At 54.4% G+C, this 20,896-nt stretch carries 21 protein-coding genes; 10 read left to right on the forward strand and 11 right to left on the reverse strand.

The features are described 5' to 3' along the window. Positions 1-196: 196 nt before the first annotated feature. From Q4D85_RS00005 to Q4D85_RS00015, 3 genes are all read right to left on the reverse strand, one after another. Positions 197-2,332, reverse strand: a complete 2,136-nt coding sequence (locus Q4D85_RS00005; RefSeq protein WP_303197324.1) for a hypothetical protein — start codon at positions 2,330-2,332, stop codon at positions 197-199. A 236-nt stretch (positions 2,333-2,568) separates the two neighbouring features. Further along, positions 2,569-3,069 (reverse strand): GtrA family protein, encoded by a 501-nt coding sequence (locus Q4D85_RS00010; protein WP_303197676.1) that lies wholly within the window; start codon positions 3,067-3,069, stop codon positions 2,569-2,571. A gap of 366 nt (positions 3,070-3,435) precedes the next feature. Next, positions 3,436-3,696, reverse strand: coding sequence for a hypothetical protein (locus Q4D85_RS00015; protein WP_303197325.1), 261 nt, complete (start codon positions 3,694-3,696; stop codon positions 3,436-3,438). Positions 3,697-4,197: 501 nt separating this feature from the next. Here Q4D85_RS00015 and Q4D85_RS00020 point away from each other — a divergent pair. From Q4D85_RS00020 to Q4D85_RS00030, 3 genes are all read left to right on the forward strand, one after another. Beyond that, positions 4,198-6,342: a hypothetical protein gene (locus tag Q4D85_RS00020; RefSeq protein WP_303197326.1), complete on the forward strand. Its 2,145-nt coding sequence runs from the start codon at positions 4,198-4,200 to the stop codon at positions 6,340-6,342. Between the two features lie 269 nt (positions 6,343-6,611). Beyond that, positions 6,612-7,334 (forward strand): hypothetical protein, encoded by a 723-nt coding sequence (locus Q4D85_RS00025; RefSeq protein ID WP_303197327.1) that lies wholly within the window; start codon positions 6,612-6,614, stop codon positions 7,332-7,334. Between the two features lie 161 nt (positions 7,335-7,495). Next, entirely contained in the window at positions 7,496-7,921 is a 426-nt protein-coding gene (locus Q4D85_RS00030) for a hypothetical protein (protein WP_303197330.1), read from the forward strand. Positions 7,922-7,957: 36 nt separating this feature from the next. On the opposite strand, the gene Q4D85_RS00035 is transcribed toward Q4D85_RS00030, so the two are convergent. Further along, positions 7,958-8,518, reverse strand: coding sequence for a DUF4303 domain-containing protein (locus tag Q4D85_RS00035; protein ID WP_303197332.1), 561 nt, complete (start codon positions 8,516-8,518; stop codon positions 7,958-7,960). 312 nt (positions 8,519-8,830) lie between these two features. Between Q4D85_RS00035 and Q4D85_RS00040 the strand changes: the two genes are divergently transcribed. Further along, on the forward strand, positions 8,831-9,157 hold the full coding sequence (locus Q4D85_RS00040; RefSeq protein ID WP_303197334.1) for a hypothetical protein: 327 nt from the start codon (positions 8,831-8,833) through the stop codon (positions 9,155-9,157). A gap of 75 nt (positions 9,158-9,232) precedes the next feature. Here the strand turns inward: Q4D85_RS00040 and dapC are convergent, their stop codons facing one another. The 5 genes from dapC to Q4D85_RS00065 form a co-directional block, all read right to left on the reverse strand. Next, positions 9,233-10,339: a succinyldiaminopimelate transaminase gene (gene dapC, locus Q4D85_RS00045; RefSeq protein ID WP_303197335.1), complete on the reverse strand. Its 1,107-nt coding sequence runs from the start codon at positions 10,337-10,339 to the stop codon at positions 9,233-9,235. A gap of 143 nt (positions 10,340-10,482) precedes the next feature. Beyond that, the gene (gene fdxA / locus Q4D85_RS00050; RefSeq protein WP_047261715.1) at positions 10,483-10,800 is read right to left on the reverse strand and encodes a ferredoxin; all 318 of its coding nucleotides are present in this window, start codon (positions 10,798-10,800) and stop codon (positions 10,483-10,485) included. Positions 10,801-10,854: 54 nt separating this feature from the next. Further along, positions 10,855-11,265, reverse strand: coding sequence for a hypothetical protein (locus Q4D85_RS00055; protein ID WP_303197677.1), 411 nt, complete (start codon positions 11,263-11,265; stop codon positions 10,855-10,857). 1 nt (position 11,266) lies between these two features. Beyond that, the gene (mshB, locus tag Q4D85_RS00060; RefSeq protein WP_303197338.1) at positions 11,267-12,187 is read right to left on the reverse strand and encodes an N-acetyl-1-D-myo-inositol-2-amino-2-deoxy-alpha-D-glucopyranoside deacetylase; all 921 of its coding nucleotides are present in this window, start codon (positions 12,185-12,187) and stop codon (positions 11,267-11,269) included. Further along, positions 12,184-13,788: an ABC transporter family substrate-binding protein gene (locus Q4D85_RS00065; RefSeq protein ID WP_303197339.1), complete on the reverse strand. Its 1,605-nt coding sequence runs from the start codon at positions 13,786-13,788 to the stop codon at positions 12,184-12,186. Before Q4D85_RS00065 ends, mshB begins: the two co-directional genes overlap by 4 nt. Before the next feature lie 95 nt (positions 13,789-13,883). On the opposite strand from Q4D85_RS00065, the gene Q4D85_RS00070 reads away from it, so the two are divergent. Beyond that, a complete protein-coding gene (locus tag Q4D85_RS00070) occupies positions 13,884-14,402 on the forward strand; it encodes a hypothetical protein (protein WP_303197340.1) in 519 nt (172 codons plus the stop codon). A 140-nt stretch (positions 14,403-14,542) separates the two neighbouring features. Further along, the gene (locus Q4D85_RS00075; protein ID WP_303197341.1) at positions 14,543-15,124 is read left to right on the forward strand and encodes a hypothetical protein; all 582 of its coding nucleotides are present in this window, start codon (positions 14,543-14,545) and stop codon (positions 15,122-15,124) included. Positions 15,125-15,281: 157 nt separating this feature from the next. On the opposite strand, the gene Q4D85_RS00080 is transcribed toward Q4D85_RS00075, so the two are convergent. Both Q4D85_RS00080 and typA read right to left on the reverse strand, forming a co-directional pair. After that, positions 15,282-15,608, reverse strand: a complete 327-nt coding sequence (locus Q4D85_RS00080) for a DUF5713 family protein (protein WP_303197342.1) — start codon at positions 15,606-15,608, stop codon at positions 15,282-15,284. A 274-nt stretch (positions 15,609-15,882) separates the two neighbouring features. Next, positions 15,883-17,796 carry a translational GTPase TypA gene (gene typA, locus Q4D85_RS00085; protein ID WP_303197344.1) on the reverse strand — a complete coding sequence of 638 codons (1,914 nt, stop codon included), beginning with the start codon at positions 17,794-17,796 and terminating at the stop codon, positions 15,883-15,885. Between the two features lie 439 nt (positions 17,797-18,235). On the opposite strand from typA, the gene Q4D85_RS00090 reads away from it, so the two are divergent. The 4 genes from Q4D85_RS00090 (at position 18,236) to Q4D85_RS00105 (ending at position 20,888) form a co-directional block, all read left to right on the forward strand. Further along, positions 18,236-19,018: a hypothetical protein gene (locus Q4D85_RS00090; protein ID WP_303197346.1), complete on the forward strand. Its 783-nt coding sequence runs from the start codon at positions 18,236-18,238 to the stop codon at positions 19,016-19,018. Further along, entirely contained in the window at positions 19,019-19,552 is a 534-nt protein-coding gene (locus Q4D85_RS00095) for a DUF402 domain-containing protein (protein WP_303197347.1), read from the forward strand. It abuts the gene before it with no gap. 169 nt (positions 19,553-19,721) lie between these two features. Further along, entirely contained in the window at positions 19,722-20,075 is a 354-nt protein-coding gene (gene arsC, locus Q4D85_RS00100) for an arsenate reductase (glutaredoxin) (RefSeq protein ID WP_303197349.1), read from the forward strand. A 15-nt stretch (positions 20,076-20,090) separates the two neighbouring features. After that, on the forward strand, positions 20,091-20,888 hold the full coding sequence (locus Q4D85_RS00105) for a S1 family peptidase (RefSeq protein ID WP_303197351.1): 798 nt from the start codon (positions 20,091-20,093) through the stop codon (positions 20,886-20,888). Positions 20,889-20,896 lie beyond the last annotated feature (8 nt).

Raw genomic sequence — 20,896 nt, forward strand, 5'->3', positions numbered from 1 at the left:
ACTAACAACACAAACCACGACACGCCGACCAGACACACATTTTGTCCCTTAACCCGTAACTGCGGCTTTTCAGCCACTCTGGCGGAGGTCATAACGCTTTAAAAGAAGGCGAGGAAAGTGATACCCGTGAAAATATCCATCACAAGGAAGAAGTAACGAATATCTATGGCCTCGCCAGTACACCAGTATGACACAGTTACACGGCGGCTAAAAGCGAATTGATAAGATCGCGGCTAAACTCCAGCTGCTCTTCCGCCACCGTGGGGTGATCGTGAGCACTGGCCCACAACCTAAGCAGGTCACCCACCGTGATCTGAGCGGACAACCGGCTAAGCTCCGCTTTGACCAACGCGGGAATAGTACACCCGGTCACCGACGTATAGCCGCGCCGGGTACCTGCCGATGCATCGAGCCAGATCAGTTCCATCCGATCGAGGTCAACCACGAACGGGACAACTACCGTGCTACGAGCGGTAATCGTTGTTGCTGCCTTGACCGTTCGCGGCTGAAAAACGTCACTGGTTAACGGTTCGTCACGCAACATCGCCCCGGTGAAACAATCCAAGGTATCGAATGTGCCTGCATCAAAGCTTATGACCACCGGAATGAGGTACCGGGCCGCCGGTAACACTTCCTGCACCGGATCACAATCACTGTAGCCGTAATCCCGGTCGCCTATAGCCACATTGATAAACTCGCACCCGCCGCGCGGATACGACCCATCGGTCACGTCGCCGGAATGGTGTAGCGTCTCACCCCACCTGCCACGGGGTGTGCTGTGGTCAACATAGGCTACTTGTTTACTGAGGTTGCTATCGGCCAAGCTCAACGCCAGGTCCACGTTCGCCCCGTACCAATGGCTAAATATCCGCAGCACCGCTCCCGGCGCGGGTTTACCGAGGCTGATCCGCTGTCCGCGTACCCACTGTTCGATGCTTTTCGACGCCTGATTGCGCCCCGTCAGTACCGGTTCCCGGTTGCCAATCGGCAGTGGGTGATGCGGCGGCGGGATAAGCGTGAGCCGGTGGGAAATTGCCGCATCGATAGCGGCTATCACTTTCCGACGATGGCCGGGGTCAAGTTTCTTCTTCGACGTCGTACGCAGTACAGTCCGGTCTCCCAGTTGCGTCAGTTTTACGTCACTATCCCGGTTGTTGAGGCTGTTTCTCAGTGTTATCAGCGTGCTCAGCTTGGCATGCGGTGCGGCTTTGGCTACGGCTTCTTCCACGGCACGCGCTTTTGCCTGCCAACCTTTGGTGCGCCGAAAAGTTGCAAGGCGCATGAGGTGGTCTAATCGCCGCAGCAGATGACCTGGGTTATCCGCCAACAATGCGCAGGCAGCAACCACGTCGCCTGATGCTAGGGCATCTTCCACCTGTGCGTTTGTCGTGCGATAAGTACCGTTTGCAAACACCACGTCTAATTGGGTGGTGGCATACGTGTGCTCGGGAAAGTCATAGGGGTGGATGCGCCTTAACACCCGCCGCCACGCGACTCGACGTTTGTGCAGCAAATCGAGGTTCCATGCGTTGTCAAAGACCGATAACGCCAGCACAATGGTGCGCCGTGTTTTTCGCGGAATGGGCTTAAGCATCAGCGGATACTCCGGCGATGATTGCAAGTCCCGACTCCGCGCTGGGTCGTGGCAGTAGCAGGCCAGCACCACGCGAAGCAGATCATCGACGGTGCGGGCTTTGGCAAGCCCCACGTTGCACACCTCGTCTGCGTCGTGCCCAACCAAGAGCAATGCTTCCAAGGCGATCGCTAGGTTTTCCCCTCGATGAAACGTCGCGGCATACACGGAGGGCAAAACGTTCTCCGGGATATACGTAGCCACGTCCAGCACAAACTGGTGGTCTGTTTCGCTTAAGCCTACGGGTTTTTCCCACTCCGTGATAAGCGTTTTCATCGTCGGCTGAAACGCCTGCAATGGCCGCAGATTTTCCGGCCAGATCTCTTTCGAATCCTCATGCGCGCTAAGCGCTGCTGCCTCTTCCACCAGCTGCTTCCATGCTTGATCTTCCAGATTGGTTTTCCAATGAGACCACAACTGTGCCGATGCTTGTGCGGACAACTGCTCCTGCGGAAAGTTTGGAAATAGTGGCCGCCACAGCCGATCCCCACCCATAAGGATGGCTGCTTGCCACACGAGGTATTTCAACGCCATAGCATCCAGCAGTTGCAACTGATCAATATCGGCTCCGAAGCCCAACCGCAACAATTCCACCGCGGCGGTTGCAACCTGACGCGGGCTAGCAGGTTCTGGGGTTCCGTTAGGTGAGGTTTCCGGAACCACAAATACACCCCGACGTAGCATCGCAACGGTAGTCACTACAGTTTTCCTTTCATCCGTACTGCCTGCCGTATGGCAAGCGTTACAGATTCTCACGGCGCCACTACCCTGTCAACCGCACCCCCAATAATTCCCCGCAAAAACCACCCACATATTTACAATTTTGGCCATAGCGGGCTTACGTTTTAAACGTTTTCTCTCTAAAGAATCACATCATTACCCCTCTTGAACTGGCAATACGTGAAAGTTTTGGTTATCAAATTACCAAGAGATAACTACCCAACCGGGTCGGTATGCACAACAAGCTTGGTGTGCGGTTGTTTCCGGAACGTCCACAGCTTATTGAGTATGAAATTCACCGGCATTGAGAAGAAAATAGCGATCAGCGTTGCCCAGTAGAATTTCGTGCGGAAACCGGTGGAGTCGTCGAAAAGCTCGCTGGAAAGCGCCATCGGTGACGTCGGATTCATCAATAACGTGGCGATAAGCTGGCTGACCAAAAACGCCAAAATGCCAGTAGCCAGGAACGGGAAGAAGCCCCGCAGCCAACTAACCGTACTGCTTTTAAACGTCCACATGCGGTTAAGCTGATAATTCCAGGTGTTTGCCACCACGAAGGCGATAGTCATAAACACGTGATACCAGCGGATATTGAACTGCGTGCCGAGCAAATTAATAAACACATCGTGCTCGGTTATTCCCCACCCCCAGCCGGCGATCTTCTTGGATAAAAACGCCACGATAAGGTTGACGAAAACGCCCGAACCACCCACCATTCCAAATTGGATGAATTGGCGGATATTGCGTCGGATTCGTGTGGAACTCACCTGTGCGCGCTTTCTTTCAAACTTCAGTTAACTTCGATAAGTGTACTCTGTGCGCCTGATTTTTCGCGGTTAGTTACGGTAGAAATCAGAATTTCGCGACGATTAACCTTACAAATGAACACGTTTCCCCTTGACTATCCGCCCACAATTTGCCACCATTATCCCCTGGTGAGGCGCTTAACCGCAGGCATCCGTTACTTCACACACCAGGTTCAGGTTCACGGAGCCCCTTTCCTCACCATCACTTGCGTTAATGGGTGTTGTGATAGAAGCACACCATCAAGCTAAAGGCTTTACACACGCCATGTTTTCGACTCAACGCGAACGAGACGCTGCGACGTAACTCACCGCGATTACGAGGATAACCAGCATGATTCCTTGGCCATTCGGGTCGAAGTACACTACTGGAATGTTGTTCTCGTGTAGTACCTGCCCGCTCACGATTCCGGGAAGTGCTACCGATTGATCGGTGATGGCCGAGATACCAAAAAGAACAGCTATCACGATAAAAAGCACCGAAGCGCCGAAGAGTAGTCCGGTGACGCTGGTGGCAATGAAACTACGCTGGTGCGACATGGTTTTCCCCTCACAGTTGTGGCGGCTGAACATACACCACCCGATTGTATAAGAGCTTCTATACTGTTGGGCTAAGCATTGTAAGAAAAATCAATTCGTTTGGGTTTGAACCAAAACAGACAAACCACTTCGCGGGTAACAGCGCGCTGGTTACAATCCCACTGATAAGCCTTGCCCACGAAGATGTTCTAGAAAAGGCCCTGTCAAAGACGCGCATATGAAATGACTGCCACCTACGTGAGAGCTCCCCTCACCTTGAGTGTTAGGTTTCCCACACCCATTGACCTGCTAATTTCATTGTTGTAATTTAAGGGGCTGGTGAGGCACAACGACAACCTGCGGATTTTCATTCCTTACAACTATCGCGGAAACCGCAACCCTCATCTCCCACCTTCGCCAGGACGTTTGTACACATGACGTATGCCGCTGCAAACCCTGATGAAGGTTTTTTCGTAGCTACCGTTCCATAGTTTTTGATTGTAGAAGGAGGTCACAATGGTAATGGCATACCCCAACACAACTGTTTCCATGCTGCGCAACGGGATTATTGCGATAAAGCCGGATGCGGAAGTCGTTTCGTCGCCAGAAATCGCAGCAACCGCGATGTACGAACTACTAAACCTGGGATTCGTTGCCCACCGCGATGACCTCCGCCGCCTCACCACGGATCAGCTCACAAGCCTCATTTTCGCAGCTAGCCAAGCTGTGGGTTCCGATCGCACCTGGGAGCCGCTGTTTCCTGGCTTTCCCGCCGAGGTGCTACGCGCCACCGACGCGGATCTTCTTGCCGCCGCAGTAGTGCATTACGTCACCGAGGGGCAGTGGCGGCCGGACGACACCCGTGACTGTCGGCGCGCCGACCTGCCCGAGATTGACTGGGCGAAAAACCGCCGGGTGCTTGAACTTACGCCACTAAGCAGTGGCATGATCCGTCGTGCCTGGGCAGGGGCGATTGCTATGAGCCCCGCGGACAGGCAGTTTGTTACCGACATCGCCCGGTCCATCTCTTTTGATGCCGTCACGCTCTTCCGCGACATCCGGTTTAACAACGGCGAGAACTTCGCCGCCGCGTTGTTGTGCTTGCGCAGTCTCGGGATAGAAACCACCGAGGTCCTGCGGTTGGGCTTGAATAACGCCCGAAACGTTGACGACATTTTGCGCAGTATTTTGGTGTGCTTCTGCCGCGACTACCAGCGCGCATTCGACCTCAATCGCCCAAAGCGACAGCGGTTGCCCCTGAACCCGATTCCGCGGCCTGCCCGCCGAGAGATTCTCAAAGTGCTGTCGCTTTTCGACGACGGACGTTCGCTGGACCTTGCGGTTCGTCGCAAAGATGTGTGGCGTAGCGTGATGCGTCGCATCCACCCGTTCGAGCTCAACGAGTCGGTGGGCGCGGAGCAATTCCTAGATGTGGTCTTCGATAACGTTAGGTACCGGTCGTTTAACGCACGGGTGGAGGCGTTGCTTGCCAAAGGTGACGTCGTGGCAGCCGCCAACCTTCTTACCGAAGAACCCGGCAATCTGGTGCGCAGGATTCGACACCTGGTCCGGCTCGCCGGGCACCCGGAATTGAAAGGCTGGGAAGCCGGTGCCGGGGCGATTGAATTTGCGTTGGCGGAGGCTGGCCCCAAAGTGCGGTTGAGCACGTTGATCTCCGCGTACAACGGCTTAGCAAACCATACAGCCGCGGTTAAAATTCGCAAGCTGCGCAGAAGATTCCACATCACCGATGTTTCAAAAACGGAAAAACTGGAACCCGGGTTATTGGCGCAGGTGCTGGAGGCGTTGGAGAACGCAATTTTGGCACGGTTGACCTTAGCACCCGCCCCGGTGACCCAGTCAGTGGCGACGGGCAGCAGCATCCCGGTGGAACTGGTGCGCAGGCAGGCGTCGTCAAGCATGACGGACATCTGGCCCGGCGAACGCATCCAGCTAAACCCCACCGGAAATCACGCGGTGCTGCGGGTTTTCGTGCATTGGTTCGGCGAGGACGTTGACCTTGGGGTGAGCTTTACCGACGCCGAGTTCAGCGAACAATTAAGCTACCTCGACTACACCAATATGAATTCCAATCGGCTTCGGCGATCGGTGATTCACTCCGGCGATGTGGTGAAAGCACCCAGGCCGAAAGGCGGCTGCGAGTTCATCGACATCAGATTGGGCGACGGCGCGTGGACGTGGGAAAACCTGCACCTAAAATCGCTGAATATGCAGCTTCCGTCCGCCCGCTACGCGGTTATCAGCGTCGCAAGTTTCTCGGGGCAACCGTTCAGCGCGATCGACAATATCGCTGGTGTCATGGTTCGCAATGATGAGATGGCAGGATTGGTTTTTGAACCGCGCACGGTGGAAACCGCCTCCACACTCAATGTGGAATCAACCTCCGCCATTCCGTTCATCGTGGATCTGACCACCAATGAGCTCATTTGGATCGACTCGTCGCTCGGCACCATCGAAGGAAAACTCAATCTGGAAAACACCGACGTGGTACCGCTGGCCTACGCTGAGCTGACCGCGCTTTCCCAGCGGCTTACCAACGGGCAACTGCTGAAACTGTGGGCCCAGGCGCACGGCGTACCCACGACCGATGAACCCGCCGAAACCGGCGGGAAAGAGCAGGTAACACGGCTACTGAAGAACTGTTAGGAAAACGCATTTCCTTAACAGCAGGAAAGCACAACGCACGGGTGGTGGCTTCTTTGGCCCACAGGTTACGCACTGTTTGTTGCTGCCCGCATTGTCAGTGCGTGGTTCAAAGACCCACCGCAAGTGTGATTATTACCTTCGTGGGTCTAAACACCTAAGGCCATAAGAAAATCTGATGAAAAAGGCCCGATAAAAAGCATTTGAAACTAGATTGAAAGAAGGTTGGCTTGGCTGACCCCTAAAATCAGGAATTGAGTGAGGTTAGCAAAATGGAATACGAAATCTTGTTGTTTATCCCCGACCGTGATGAGAACAACCAGGTTGTGATTGGCCCGCGTGCTTTCTCGAAGAATGAGGAACTAAAACAGCGCTACAAAAATAGAGAAGCTACACCGTCCCCTGAGCTTAATTCGATCGTGGACCAGATCGACGACGCGATTTTCGAGTTCAGCACCTACTCGGGCGATGAGCTTTATGAAAGCGTAACGGTGTGGGGCGATAGGATAATCTGGATTTTGATTGCCGAGCCCACCGCCAAGTCCTTGTACATGTATTTGATGAAGCTTGCGCTCGACAATGGCTTGGGCATGGTCGACCGCACGCGAGACTTTGTGGCTCTCTACGGCGACGACGACCAACGTTTTCGGTTGTCAGTTTCAGGCAAAGTCGATATGTTGGCGGTGTCGGAGGCCGCGATCCCGCAAACTTGTAGCTATTCGGCGGACGCAGATGGGTTTTTCATTGTTGTCGATGACGCCACCAGCAAGGAGCAGCGCTTTATTCAGGCTTTCCGCTTCAATACTGAATCCACTTTCCGTTTCAATGATAAAACAGTGGTTCCTGGGTGGTGGAAGGTGGAATACCACGAGGGCGATAACGAGCACCACTATCTCACGTTTGTTCCTGGCCCCGCCGAGGCTGCGAAAGCGATCCAGCAGTGGATGCGAGGGGCACCCGAGTTTTTTGAGTTGGGTTGGGAAAAGATGTTGTAATGCAGGTAAGTGGACAGTGAGCACCCGCACTTCTGTGCCGAAAACTTAGTGTTTGCCGCTAATACCGCAGGTGCTCGCGTTTTTAAGGGGTGGATCTTCCACACGGGCTATTACCCCACCACCCAGTCCTACCTCGCGTTGGAGCCACGTTGACTATGGAAATGACCAATCTTTTTATCGAGTCGCATGATCTCGATTGGTTCGCCGTAAACGCTGCGAATTTCATCGCGCATTTCACGTCCGGCGGCACGGATAAAATCCCCGAGGAATTACGACAATCGCGGGAATTATGGGAATTACACTATGACGTTATTAGCGGGATTCCCGCTACTTCCGGCTATGTCATTTGCGAGAAAAACCTGCCACTTTTCGACGATTCCGCCAGCCGTAACCAGTATTTAGAATCTTTCATACACTACGCCCGGAAGGGCATTTTCAGCTTCGACATAAATTTCGACGACCTAACATACACATTAATAGCCGCCCCGGAAACACCATTAACGTGTCATTCCATCACGCTGCCAACGGGTAAAGACCTCGTGAAAATCCACAGCCCCTTTCATTGCACAACCGCAATTCGCATCTAACGCACCTAATAAACCGCGAAATTACGCCGCGTCCCGTTAGTTGTCATATCGTTTCTGGAACGCGGCGTATTTTTCGGCTGAATTAAGTTTTTCTGCTGAATAATTCTCCAGATTTTCCGCATCGTCACTATCGGCAATAGACACAAAGAAAGTAATTGCATCGGTTATTTCCCGATCAAACCCGCTAATAGCTGCCCCAAATGCCTCGATTATGCTGTCGTATATATCTGACTGAAACTGCGGAAAATTATCCTCATTCATGAACCCCTGAGCTTCGTCTAGGAGATTTTGGACCCCCTCGTCGAAGATATTGTCTAATTCAGCAGGGGCCTCGCCTGTGCCAATGAAGAATTCTGGGTAGTACCACTGGACAAACGCTTGATCTCGGCTATCGGGGAATTCTGCTTTCTTTGTCTCGTAATGCGATAGCGTATTCGCCGCCCAACCTACATAGGAACAATAGTCATCCGTATAAAGCGCGTAAGTAAAAACCTCGCCCGGGTTATTCTCGTGTAAAACGAACCGCAACGTTTCCACGACCCCACTGGAAATCTGTTCTTGTAAATCCCGGAGAATTTCTTCACTCACCACGGACATACATTTCCCCTTCATATATTGTTTTCTGTTAAGCACAACCATCGCGTTTTTGCCGGTCACAACAGAATGTAGCGCTCATGGGGCGGTGCCGTCAATGTGTTCACACACGCGGGTTTGAAGCCCAGCTTGACATAAAAATTCTTGATACTCTTTCCCGCAAGCGGCTCGTGGAAACCTGAAAACCAGAAATCCTCTTCTCTGCGCTCTTAATGATGCCGCCACATGCTATTACTGGTGATTGCATGTACCTGCACATCTGACGGAGGAACAATGGACGATCGAGATGTTTTACAAGGTTTTGGGAAAATTCTAATGACCGACGTGAGGGACGCCGCCTTGTCAACGATGGCGATGGATTATCACGGAAGATTCAACACCCCAGAATCGAAGAATTTTCAGAAGTTGCTGGCTGAAAACAACATTCCGGAAGAGCTTTTTAATCACATATGCCTAAAAACAATCGATGAAGTCATTTTTAAACTTTTAGTCGCATTCGAGGAAAACCATCCGGAATTGATTGTGCACTACCTGGGCGAAGACTTAGCCGCCATTAGCGACGGCTTAGGCGGCGACTTCCTCGGGGAATGGATACCCGACCACAGCGCCTACCCAGGCGGGGCGTGGGACGACGCAATATAGTGTTTCCGCACTCCGCATTATCGGTAACGCTGTGAAACTAATCTCCAGGTCATGGCTAGACCGTTCGCTAACTGGCTACGAGTTATTTTTTAACCGGCTGACAAACTTCGCCACATCATCGTCGGTTGCCGTCAACGCAACTCGGACAAATTGTTGTGAGCTCGGCCCATAGAAGGAACCCGGCGCGACCAGGATGCCTTTGTCGGCGAACCAGGCCACGGTGTCCCAGCAATCCTCATTGCGGGTGATCCATAGGTAGAGTCCGGCTTCGGAATTGACCACTTCGAATCCTGCTTCCACAACCGCCCGCATGAGTTTCGCGCGGCGGGAGGCGTAGCGCAGTTTTTGCAAGACTTCGTGGTCGTCGTCGATAAGCGCTTCGGTCATGGCAGCCTGGATGGGTGCGGGCATCATGAGCCCCGCGTGTTTACGCAGTTCCGTCAGTTCGGCGATCAAGGTGGGGCAACCGGCAAGGAATCCGGTGCGGTAGCCGGCCAGATTGGCGGTTTTGGACAGCGAGTGGATGGCGATGAGGTTGTCGAAGTTTCCGCCTGCTACTTCCGCATCCAGAATTGACGGTGCGGGGTCCTCCCAGGTAAGGCCGAGGTAGCATTCGTCGCTGGCGACGACGACGTCGTGGGCACGGGCCCATTCGATGACTTTGCGCAGGTGATCGGCGTCGAGGACTTTGCCGGTGGGGTTTGATGGTGAGTTGATGAATACCAAGTCGACGGTTGCGGCGGTGTCGTCGTCAAGCTCATAGCAGTAATCGTTGCGTAGCGGGGTGGCACCGGCAAGCAGTGCTGCGACTTCGTATGTTGGGTAGGCAATCTCCGGGATGATGACGGTGCCGGTACATCCAAGCAGGGTGGGTAACCAAGCGATAGCTTCTTTGGTGCCGATGACGGGCAGGACGCTCGTCACGTCGGGGGCGTTGTAACGCCGTGCCAGTGAATCGGTGATTGCTTGGCGCAGCTTTGGGGTGCCGATGGTCTGTGGGTAGCCAGGTTCGGCGGCGGCTTCGGCTAGTGCCAGTTGAATCCCGGGCGCTACCGCGTCGACGGGGGAACCGACGGAAAGGTTGACGATGCCTTCGGGGTGCCGGCTTGCGGTGTCCTTTGCTGGTTCAAGGAGGTTCCAAGGGAAATCTGGAAGGGTGCTGCCTAGACTGGTTCGAGCCATGAGAAACCTTTTCGTTGGTTATGCTGCGTGCGCGGGAAACTAGTGTCCCATGCTAGTTCAAGTGGCATAGCAAAAAGAACTCCGCTCCCCTATGGGTCATAGGTGGGAGTTCTGTGTGCTGTGCTAAAAACCGTGGTTTTGAGTTAGGCCTGCGGGGGCAACGCCGCGATGAGCGGGGCGTCGAAATCCTGTGGGCCGAGTTTTGCCGCCCCGCCGGGGGCGCCGAGATCGTCGAAGAATGCGGCATTGGCATCGTTGTAGTCAATCCACTCGTCCGGAACGTCGTCCTCGTAGAAGATAGCTTCGACGGGGCATGCGGGTTCGCAGGCACCACAGTCCACGCATTCATCAGGGTGAATATAGAGCATGCGTTTGCCTTCGTAGATGCAGTCAACTGGGCATTCTTCCACGCAGGCTCGGTCCATGACATCAACGCAGGGCTGTGCGATTGTGTACGTCATTGGTGTTTAATTTCTCCAGATTGAGTTAAATTTTTGGGTGATTGCCCTATTATGTCACTTCTGTGCGATCATAGGCCAACCGCCGCCAATCACACCGGCTACCAGTAGCAATATGCTGCGAATATTTGCCCCAACCAATTGGTCACCGGTGACTGAGACCATCATGGTGAGCATAAAAAATCCGGCGACCCACACCCACAGCGGAATAAGCGCGATAGTGGTGTTTTTGCTCCACAGCATGGCAGTTTTGGTGAGCACCATGTTGAAGAAAAACGCAATCGGGATGGTGTACGGCACCGGCACCCCAAAAATCCAGGTGCCCAGGTAGACCACTTCCAGCAAGACGCTTAAGAGCGATCCGATGCTCAGCCACAACAGGCCGAAGGCCGCCTCACCTTTGGAGAATCCTTGGTAGGTTCGTTTTTCGGTGACCTGCTGTTCGCTTTTCGACGCCGCCACGTCCAATCTAGCCACGCTCCTTTGGAGCTTCCAGTTCACCTGCGACCATGGCGAGGATGTTTTCTTGGCTGGCGCTGGTGACTGAGGTGCCCAATTGATAGTGCTCGTAGCGCAGCACCGGCTGGGCGATCAGATTAGACAATGCGAATACGAATGGCGCTTTGTCCATGTCGGTGGTGGTGGCGAAAGCTGCCTGCGGATTGGTGGTGTTAACCTGGCCGTCGGCGATCCACAATTGGGTGGGGTGTGCTTTCATCGCCGCGACTTTTGTTGCCAAGGCAAAGTCGGTCAGCCGAATCTCGATGTCGTAGGAGGTAACGCTTGCTATTTCGCCGGGTTCGGCGCGCCGCCAGCCGGGTGCCGTGGGAACCTCGATGGCGTTAAGGCCTTCTTCCAGCCGGTGCCGATCAGTCACTGCCCATAAGATCGGGGAACCGAAACCGAGTTCCTCGATAGCTTGGTGGGTAATCTCATGGGCCCTGATATGGTCGGGGTGGCCGTAGCCGCCATCGGGGCCATAAGTGATGACGATGTGCGGTGGGGTTTCCCGCAAAATCTCTTTGAGTTGTTCCACTGCCGGATCGCCGGAATTGATAAAGGCCCGGGGGTGATCGTTGGCTTTATCCCCCGCCATTCCGGAATCACGCCAGCACCCGGCTCCGCCTAAGAACACGCCACGTGCGCCCAATATGGACAGTGAATCTTGTAATTCTCGAATCCTAAAACCACCTAATTGGTCAGCCCGGTCGGCTACGAGATCGGCGAACGGTTCCCCGATAACCTCGCCTTGTTCCCCCAGGGTGCAGGTGACCACTACAACGTTGGCACCCCGGTGTGCCAAGCTGGCAAGTATTCCGCCGGTCCAGATGGCTTCGTCGTCTGGGTGGGCGTGAACGGCAACGATGGTTACGCCGCTTAGATTCGTCATTTGGTTTCGATCCTCCACTGTTCCAAGGAACTAAGGCCATCGGGCCACTGAGCTAAGTCCTCGTCAGGTCCTAGAATACCTTTTCCTAGCACCTCTAACCGTACGTCGTAAGCAAGGGTGGTCACCAATGCCTCTTCGGTTTCCACCTCGGCTATCACTTTTTCTAATTCTTCTTCCGTCTTCTGCCCGGCGTTGTATTCCTTGATCAGGCTTTCCGTTTCCTCATCGCAATAGCCAGAACGATTCGCCCCCAATACGTCAGTCACGGGGCACGAGTATTTGTCCGCCAGATTGGTGTTGCTCAAGGCCACTACCACGTCGACGTCCCCGGCGGGGATCAGGCTGCGCATGAGTTCATTAGTATCAGCCTGCACCACGGTGGCGCGTACGTTCATTCCCGCCAACGCATGGACCATGGTTGTCGCGGCGGCAGCGGCCACCGGGTTAGCCGGATCAACCCCAATCCGCAGCGGTTCAGACATGGCGCTTAAGTGCAGCGGCTCGGGTTTATGTTCGTGTTCTGGGATAGACATCTCTGAATCCCGGCCATAAGCCAACTGCGCAATCAGCTTCGGGTCGATAACCGTACGCAATTCCTGGCGCAGCACCTTTGATAGTTTCGCGTTCGCCACGACTTCCAACGCATAATTATCAGCTTCGACCCGCACTTGGGTATCGGGAATCAGCTCGAAGGCGCGGGTTGAGGTTTGGGTGGGCGTGATGTCCATGAAACTGATTTGGCCATTGCTGATTAGTTCTAGCCCCTGGGCGGAGGATCGGATTTCCCTAAAGCTCAAGATTTCCACCTGGGCGGGCTCTTTACCCCAAAACCTGTCGTTTCGGTTTAACGTCACCACCCCGCGATTGCGGTCGAAATTACGCATGGTGAACTTCCCTGCAGACGCTGGGATACCGCCTGCTAAAACGGTGCTGAATTTCTCGCCGCGCAATAAATGACTCGGCAGAAGATGGTTAAACAGCGTGCGCCACTGGCTAAAGCTTTCGGCGAAGGTAACTTCAATGACTTTGCCGCCGCTTGCCGATTTCACATCCTCAATCGCCCGGTAACCTGCCGGATTAACCGTTCCGGGCGTCTTAAGCATCGAGTCCCACAGATACTCAAAATCCGCAACAGTGATAGGCGTGCCGTCGCTCCACTGCGCCTCGGGCGCTAATTGGTACCTGATGGTTTTCGCCTCAGCCGGTGGGGTTTGTTCCGGTTGTGCTTCTTCTTTGTTTTCTTCGTCGGTAGGTGTGATGGTGTTGATGACCGTGCCGGATTCATCTATTACTTCAACGGATTCCAGTAAGTCACCGTTGATTGTGCCTGCAATAAAGGTACTCGGTAGCACCAATCCGGCGAGAGTTTGGGTGAAGCGGGAATCGTCGGCAAGCACATGCGGATTGAATCCGGTGTATACCGGGTCGATCCCTATCGCTAATTCCTGTGCTTGTTTGCGTGGCTGTGTGGGGGTGGTAGTGGGTTTAGGCGAAACCGAAGCTATGGGGTCTTCCACTGGCGCGGGGCCGGGTGTGGCTGAGCACGCCACCGTGCACAACGCAACCATAAGCAGCACACCGCCGCGACACAACTTGGACATGCGTTTAAGTGTACTTTCATTTCCGCCACGGCACCGAACGAACAGATGTATCTTTGAAAAAGCATTTCCCCGCCCCGATAGCTGAAGGGAACCCCATGTCCGACACCCTCAATCGGCTAGAAGCATTTCTCAACACCTTGGAACCCAACCAACGTAGCCAGGTGGAACAATTCATTGACGATTTAATCGATGCGTCGTTTCTCTTTCCTACCTCGCCGGAGCCAGCCGAACCAGCACCGCCGACCGAGACCACAGATGTGGGTGGCGGCGTCGACAAGCAGCCTGAGGAAAATTATGAGACGCTGGAATTTTTCGCGCATCCGGACAGGGTTAACAAAGATCCCATCATCCGATGCCATTACGACGTTTTGCTTGAGATTTTTAGCATCATAGCCGAGGTTTCCAGGCACCTTGAATACGGGGCCGACGCGCTTTATGACAACCCCCGCATCTACGACGGCGACTTTGACGCCGACGTTTCGGAGATCACCGATAAAGTCGGCCGCGAGAAACTCGTGCAGTTTCTGCGCGCCTATGGGCTTATCCTCATGTGGAACCTGGTGCTATTTTTTACGAACAATTCCAGGGCGGCAGTTTCGGATTATGGGAATTAAACGATGAGGGCGATGCTGACGGCTACCCCATCGATTGTCTCCACGAAATGTATTTTGGTTTTGCCGATGAACTATCCGACCAGTGGTATAACTCCATAGGGAACTAAACCAACACAAGGACAAAAGAGAGGGTAAAAGCTATGGACGAACTGCTTAATCAACTACCCGAATCCGATCGGACGTGGGTAAAACGGCAATTGGAATCGTTCGACGAAACGGACCGCGCAAAGTTTAACGAATTGGTGCAACGCTTTGAACAACAAGAGGCACGCAACCCCATTCAGGAAGCTCTAAGCTGCATTTCGGAACCTAGAATTCCGCAACATGCCCGGTTCCTCGTGCTCAAGGAACTTTATCGCATGATCTACGACGTAACCGACAATCAAAGCCTAGCCAACGACATGCTTTCGTGCAGCGAGTATGACGGCGACGAACGCGCCGAGGCTTTCGAGGCGGAAACGGAAGCTATCGCCGCCGAGATCGGCGAGGAACGGTTGACAGAATACTTGCGTAATTACGGACTTGGCATGATGTATAACGTTGCCGCCCATCTTCTCGACGATCCGCATAACATCATCGGCGACGACTCATTCGGATGGTCGTTGATGGAACATGATTCCGACGGCGAACTAACCGGGCGCAATATTGGCGGCCTGCATGAAGATTTCGTGGATTTCCCGCAGAATTATCTCAGCGACAGCTGGCTGAAAAAGTGGGACTAAAACGCCGCTAAACCGCGGTGGCTACCGGTGCTTTCATCTTCGCCCGGAACCACCGCACGGTTGTAGGTTGAGGTTAAAAACCTGTATCAGGTTGCGGTTGGCAAGCACAGAGTCATGCCGGTTTAGTTTTACGCTGAAATCTAACCTGTTGCTGAATTTACCAATCTCGCTCGGCGATAGCGTCTTCAACGTCGATGGGGATCTCGAACCAGTCGAGAATGACAGCTACGTTCTCGGCAATACATTCGCGCGCAACCGTTTCGATCTCGCTGTCGTTCTCATCGAACTCTTCGGCCAGGTCGTTGATCGCCATGGTCATGGCGTCAAACGCCGCCTGGATCTTCGAGGTGTCCTTCTCCCCCGTTTCAAGGAGGCTAATCACTTTCTCAAGTTCAGCCTTTACTTTATCCACAAGGAAATCCGGGTAGTAGCCGTCGCGGTACATATCCGCCAGCAGAACATACTCAGGATCAAACGATGTCACAGGGTTGCTCCTTCATGCGAGAAAAACCATCCCCACACTGGAAAATGTGTGAGTTTCTATCAGGGAATGAATACCGTCAGATTCGGCGGTTGCACTCACCGTAACAAAAATCGCCGCACCCTGAAGCGAAATTCTTGACCAAGCTCAAGCGGTTTTTTGCTACTATTTCGACTCCACAGGAAACGCCCCCGCAAGGCTGTCGCACATGGCTAGACAGGTAGATCCTTGCGGGGGCGCTTCGTGTTGGTTGTAAACAACCATCACGTGTTGCTTGCTACTTATTGCGGTTCTTTTCCCGGGACCGAGCGCGAGCCCGGTCGGTCGCGTTCAGAATAACCTTGCGCACCCGAAGCGAATCTGGGGTGACTTCCACGCACTCGTCCTGGCCGCAGAACTCCATCGCCTCGTCCAGGCTTAGCACGTGCGCCTTGGCCAAGGTCACCGTGGCGTCGGCGGTGGCGGAACGCATGTTGGTGAGTTTCTTCTCCTTGGTGATATTGATGTCCATATCCTCATCGCGGTTATTGGCACCAACCACCATGCCCTCGTAGGCTTCCATGCCGGGCTCAACGAAGAAATTGCCGCGATCAGCCAATTGCTGCAACGCATAGGCAGTGATCTGGCCGGAACGGTCAGCCACCAAGGAACCAGAGGCACGGTCCTTGATCTCCCCTGCCCACGGACGAGCTTCAATGGAATAGGAGTTAGCGATACCGGCACCGCGGGTTTCGGTGAGGAAGGTGGTCCTAAAACCGATCAGACCACGGGCAGGAACGTCGAACTCCATCCGAACCCAGTCGCCGGACAGATTCGCCATAGAGGTCATTTGTCCCTTACGGGCCGCCATGAGCTGGGTAACCGCACCCTGGTGCTCACTTGGAGTGTCGATAACCATGTGATCGTACGGTTCGTATACCTGGCCGTCCACGGTGTGAGTGACAACCTGCGGCTTGCCGACGGTCAATTCGAAGCCTTCGCGGCGCATGGTTTCCACCAATACCGACAAAGCCATTTCGCCACGGCCTTGTACTTCCCACGCGTCCGGGCGCTCAGTAGGAAGCACCCGAATAGAGACGTTACCGATCAGTTCCTGATCCAGGCGTGCCTTGACCATGCGGGCGGTGAGCTTATCGCCCCCGCCGCGCCCAGCCAGCGGAGAGGTATTAACGCCAATGGTCATGGAGATCGCTGGCTCGTCCACCGTGATCCGAGGAAGCGCCACTGGGTTTTCAATATCGGCGAGGGTATCGCCGATCATGATGTTGTCGATTCCGGAAATTGCGGCAATATCGCCAGCGATCATTTCCTCATTGGTGGACTCGCGGGAGACGCCTACCGTCTTGAGCAATTCTGCAATCTTGACGTTCTTGACGTGCTGGTTGCCTTCGTCGTCGTAGTGAATCCAGGCAACCTGCTGGCCTTTTTTCAAGGTTCCGGCGTGGATACGCACCAAGGCGATACGACCCAAGAAGGAGGAAGAGTCTAAGTTAGTGACGTGTGCCTGGAGCGGCGCATCGACGGTAGCAGAAGGCTCCGGTAGGGCGTCGTAGATGACGTCGAAAAGCGCTTGGAGGTCTTCGGCCTCCGGAACGTTGCCGTTGCCTGGGTTCTCAGTGGAAGCTTTGCCTTCCCGGCCGGATGCGTACAGAACCGGAAGATCTAGAAGCTGTTCGGCGGCTTCAGCGGCCTCCGGGTCGTCGAGGGAGGAGGCAAGCTCTAGCAACAGATCCTGCGCTTCTTCGACCACTTCGTCGATGCGGGCATCGGGCCGGTCGGTCTTGTTCACCACAATAATGACGGGCATCTTCGCCGCCAGTGCCTTGCCCAGGACGAAACGGGTCTGGGGCAGCGGGCCTTCGGAGGCGTCGATAAGCAGGACAACGCCGTCGACCATGGACAGGCCGCGTTCGACCTCACCGCCGAAATCGGCGTGGCCTGGGGTGTCAATGACGTTAATGACGAGGTCATTGCCGTCCTTGCCTAAGCCTTTGCGACGAATGGCGGTGTTCTTCGCGAGGATGGTGATGCCTTTTTCTTTTTCCAGATCGCCGGAGTCCATCACGCGGTCGGTAACTTCACCACGGTCGCCAAAAACGCCTGATTGTTCTAGCATGGCGTTGACGAGCGTGGTTTTGCCGTGGTCTACGTGAGCGACGATGGCTACATTGCGAAATTCTGGACGGCTCAAACTGGTGACTCCTCAAACTGCATAAAAAATTAACGTACCAACCCTACTCCACCAGGTGGGGGTAGCGCACCTTGCAGTCGAGATTGCGGCAAAAGTGAGGCGCTAAACACGTTATGGCCCCTCGACGCGGAAGCGTCACCCCAGCGCCCCAGTTGGCGGAAAACACGTGGGTAGACGGGATTCTTTCTTTCGCGACATCCCCTCAAACGGGCTAGAAAAAGCTTAACTAAAAATGAATTACGTGAGAATTTGCTGATAATTACACGGAGGTGATCTTGGGATTCTTGGGAAAATGCCTTGACATACAAAACAAACCTGTTAATTATTGATACTTGAGTTAATTACTGTGACTAATGAGGTGAATGTTAAAGAAATCGATATTGTACGGTAAATACGTTTCCTCATTTATTGCTTTGGTTCCCATGTGAAAGGTTGCCCTGTGCCACCACATCGTTATGCGTCCACCCGCAATGACCGCATCGCCCATACCCTCAGTCGCATCGCCGGTGCGATCACCGCAATTACCGTTTCAATTGCCAGCCCAACCCTAGCGGCGGCTGCCGATCATCAATCAGCGCCTGCCGCTGGTTCTTCCGGGTCTTCCGGTTCCAGCGTGATGGGCCCGGTGCTCAAGCTCAGCGACCTTTCCCCTATCGACGAATTAGGCCGCCCACGGCAACAACTTCTCGATCAAGCACGGCATTTCGCAACCACCACCCCGTTGCCGGATAACCTGCGCGCCACCATTCTCGCAGGTGTCGCATTCTACGAGGGATCGGACAAAGGGAGTGCCGATGTCCAATTGCCCGAAAACGGCCCCCGATTCAAGCAATTCTATTGGCCAACGGTTGCCAGCAAGTGCATCAATGCCAGCATGGATTCCGTCGGTTCCGGCATCGCGGTTCCCGGCCCTGCCGAAATCCCAGCTCCAGGCGCCAAGCCGGGCGAGACCTCATTCCTGTTCACCGCACTCGGCACCGGTAAACTGGCACATTCCGACATGAAGGTCCACTGGTTCAACATGAAGACCTTAAAGTTCGGAACCACCGCCTTGGGCTACAACGGAATTAACCCCGAAGGCCCAGCTACCGTGTCCGGCGTCGCCGAAACCGGAAGCGGACCGATTGTGGCTGTAATGGATGGGGCCATTGACACGATAGAAAAAGAAAGTAATGCTCACTGCTCGTTTATTCCAACGGCTGCTTTCTTTGAGGTGTACTAAATGACCGATCTCCATCCGGTGAAGGAAGAGACCTTTGACCTAAAGGCCAACACCAACGTTGACCCCAAAGGCTTCCTGCGCGCTGTCGATACCTACCGCGAAACCGACTTCGGACTGTATATGGCTCGGGGTGCGGATCATCCGAATTTTGGGTATCTGGAAAGCTGGCTTCTGCCTGAGCTTGGCTTGCGCGCAAATATCTTCCACTACCGCGATGGAGTAACCGAGCGCGAAGACATCTATATCGACGTCGTGGAAATTTCCGTCGAAGACGGCGTATGGACCACCCGCGACCTTTACGTCGATCTCATCTGGAATGCTGGCGACGGCGTGGAAGTTGTCGACATCGACGAATTAGCCGCCGCCACCTCCGCCGGATTGATCTCCGCCGAGGACGCCGAAAAGGCAATCGAAGCCACCTTGGCTGCCGTTGAAGGAATCACCCGCCACAACGACAATCCGACTGAGTGGATGAAATCTCAAGGCATCGATATCAATTGGGCTCAGGAAGTCAATCTGATTCCATCACTTTAGGCCCCTACGCCTGGTACATCTGATACGTTAAAACTGCATATCGCATATGCGCGTCACCCGAATCTGAATGTGAATCTGGGGAACTCCCCCTAAAGCCTTCACGATCCGAGTGACGTCGTTTCATTACATTCGCCATCTAAGACGCATTACGAAAGCTAATTCTCGCTTCATGAGCACCATTACCATCTACCACAATTCGCGATGTTCCAAATCACGCGCCGCGATTGACTACCTCGAAACCCACGCACCGGATGCTGCGGTCACTGTCGTCAATTATCTTGATACCCCACCGACTGCCACTGAATTGAAAGAAATTTTCCGTCAAGCTGGCGTCTCCGCCCACGAAGCGATTCGTAGTGGCGAATCGGTGTATAAGGAATTAGCATTAAGTGAGTCAATGGCCGAGGATGAACTCATCGAGAAGATGGTGGCTAACCCCATCCTCATCGAGCGCCCCATTGTCGTTACTGAAAAGGGCGCAGTTATCGCCCGCCCCACTGAAAAAATCGCGGAGGTTTTATAACTCATGCTGAACTGGATGAAGAAAACTGCTGTCGCCGTTGCGGTCGCGGTAGCGTCGACAAGCATTATGCCAGCACCGGCAGAGGCGATCATGGGCGGCCGAGCCCAGTCCACCGATTCCTTGGCCCTGCTGTTCTTCGGTAAAGCTCAATGCTCCGGCACCGTCATCGCCCCAGATTGGGTCGTTACCGCAAAGCACTGCATCCACCAGGGTGACTCCGCCATTGTCATCAAGAAACAAACGCACTACCCCGCCGAGGCGATTCTGCACCCCAAAGACGACATCGCTTTGATTCGTCTCGATCGCCCGACGGACGCCGCACCGGCGAAGCTGTCCGGTTCTAACCTTCACCCCGGCGAGCGCGGCACCGTCGTCGGCTGGGGCGGCGGCGAATTCACCGGCGCGCTCATGGCGGATGCCGTCGTGCAACGCCGGGTGCACAACCTGCCAGCACCGCTGAATGACGTTACCGTCATCGAGTCCCAGATTGAGCGCGGCCGCATCGAATTCGGCGACTCCGGCGGACCGTTTTTCGACGCCGACGGTCGGCTTGCGGGTGTTCAGTCCGCTGCGGCTGGCCCAGGCACCGTTGCTTTCCACGTTCCGGTCACTGAGCATATGGATTGGATTAGCCGCCATTCTGGCGTGCAGCGCACCCCAATTACGGATCAGCCAAGCGTAAATGTTGATTCCAAGGCGCACCCAACTTACGTGCCGCATCCTCGGTTCCCGGTAATCGGCAGCTCCGTCATCGAATCGCTGCTTAACTACAACTTCGATCTGCGCTACTTCCAGATGCCAAGCTCCAGCTAGAGCATTCA

Source organism: Corynebacterium sp. (genome assembly GCF_030532965.1).
GTDB lineage: Bacteria > Actinomycetota > Actinomycetes > Mycobacteriales > Mycobacteriaceae > Corynebacterium.

Bases quoted from the DNA above. Each gene is read 5' to 3' on its own strand.
- Q4D85_RS00010 (WP_303197676.1), bottom strand. From the start codon at position 3,069: ATGGTGGGTGGTTCGGGCGTTTTCGTCAACCTTATCGTGGCGTTTTTA.
- Q4D85_RS00015 (WP_303197325.1), bottom strand. From the start codon at position 3,696: ATGTCGCACCAGCGTAGTTTCATTGCCACCAGCGTCACCGGACTACTC.
- Q4D85_RS00020 (WP_303197326.1), top strand. From the start codon at position 4,198: ATGGCATACCCCAACACAACTGTTTCCATGCTGCGCAACGGGATTATT.
- Q4D85_RS00025 (WP_303197327.1), top strand. From the start codon at position 6,612: ATGGAATACGAAATCTTGTTGTTTATCCCCGACCGTGATGAGAACAAC.
- Q4D85_RS00030 (WP_303197330.1), top strand. From the start codon at position 7,496: ATGACCAATCTTTTTATCGAGTCGCATGATCTCGATTGGTTCGCCGTA.
- Q4D85_RS00035 (WP_303197332.1), bottom strand. From the start codon at position 8,518: ATGTCCGTGGTGAGTGAAGAAATTCTCCGGGATTTACAAGAACAGATT.
- Q4D85_RS00040 (WP_303197334.1), top strand. From the start codon at position 8,831: ATGACCGACGTGAGGGACGCCGCCTTGTCAACGATGGCGATGGATTAT.
- dapC (WP_303197335.1), bottom strand. From the start codon at position 10,339: ATGGCTCGAACCAGTCTAGGCAGCACCCTTCCAGATTTCCCTTGGAAC.
- fdxA (WP_047261715.1), bottom strand. From the start codon at position 10,800: ATGACGTACACAATCGCACAGCCCTGCGTTGATGTCATGGACCGAGCC.
- mshB (WP_303197338.1), bottom strand. From the start codon at position 12,187: ATGACGAATCTAAGCGGCGTAACCATCGTTGCCGTTCACGCCCACCCA.
- Q4D85_RS00065 (WP_303197339.1), bottom strand. From the start codon at position 13,788: ATGTCCAAGTTGTGTCGCGGCGGTGTGCTGCTTATGGTTGCGTTGTGC.
- Q4D85_RS00070 (WP_303197340.1), top strand. From the start codon at position 13,884: ATGTCCGACACCCTCAATCGGCTAGAAGCATTTCTCAACACCTTGGAA.
- Q4D85_RS00075 (WP_303197341.1), top strand. From the start codon at position 14,543: ATGGACGAACTGCTTAATCAACTACCCGAATCCGATCGGACGTGGGTA.
- Q4D85_RS00095 (WP_303197347.1), top strand. From the start codon at position 19,019: ATGACCGATCTCCATCCGGTGAAGGAAGAGACCTTTGACCTAAAGGCC.
- arsC (WP_303197349.1), top strand. From the start codon at position 19,722: ATGAGCACCATTACCATCTACCACAATTCGCGATGTTCCAAATCACGC.
- Q4D85_RS00105 (WP_303197351.1), top strand. From the start codon at position 20,091: ATGAAGAAAACTGCTGTCGCCGTTGCGGTCGCGGTAGCGTCGACAAGC.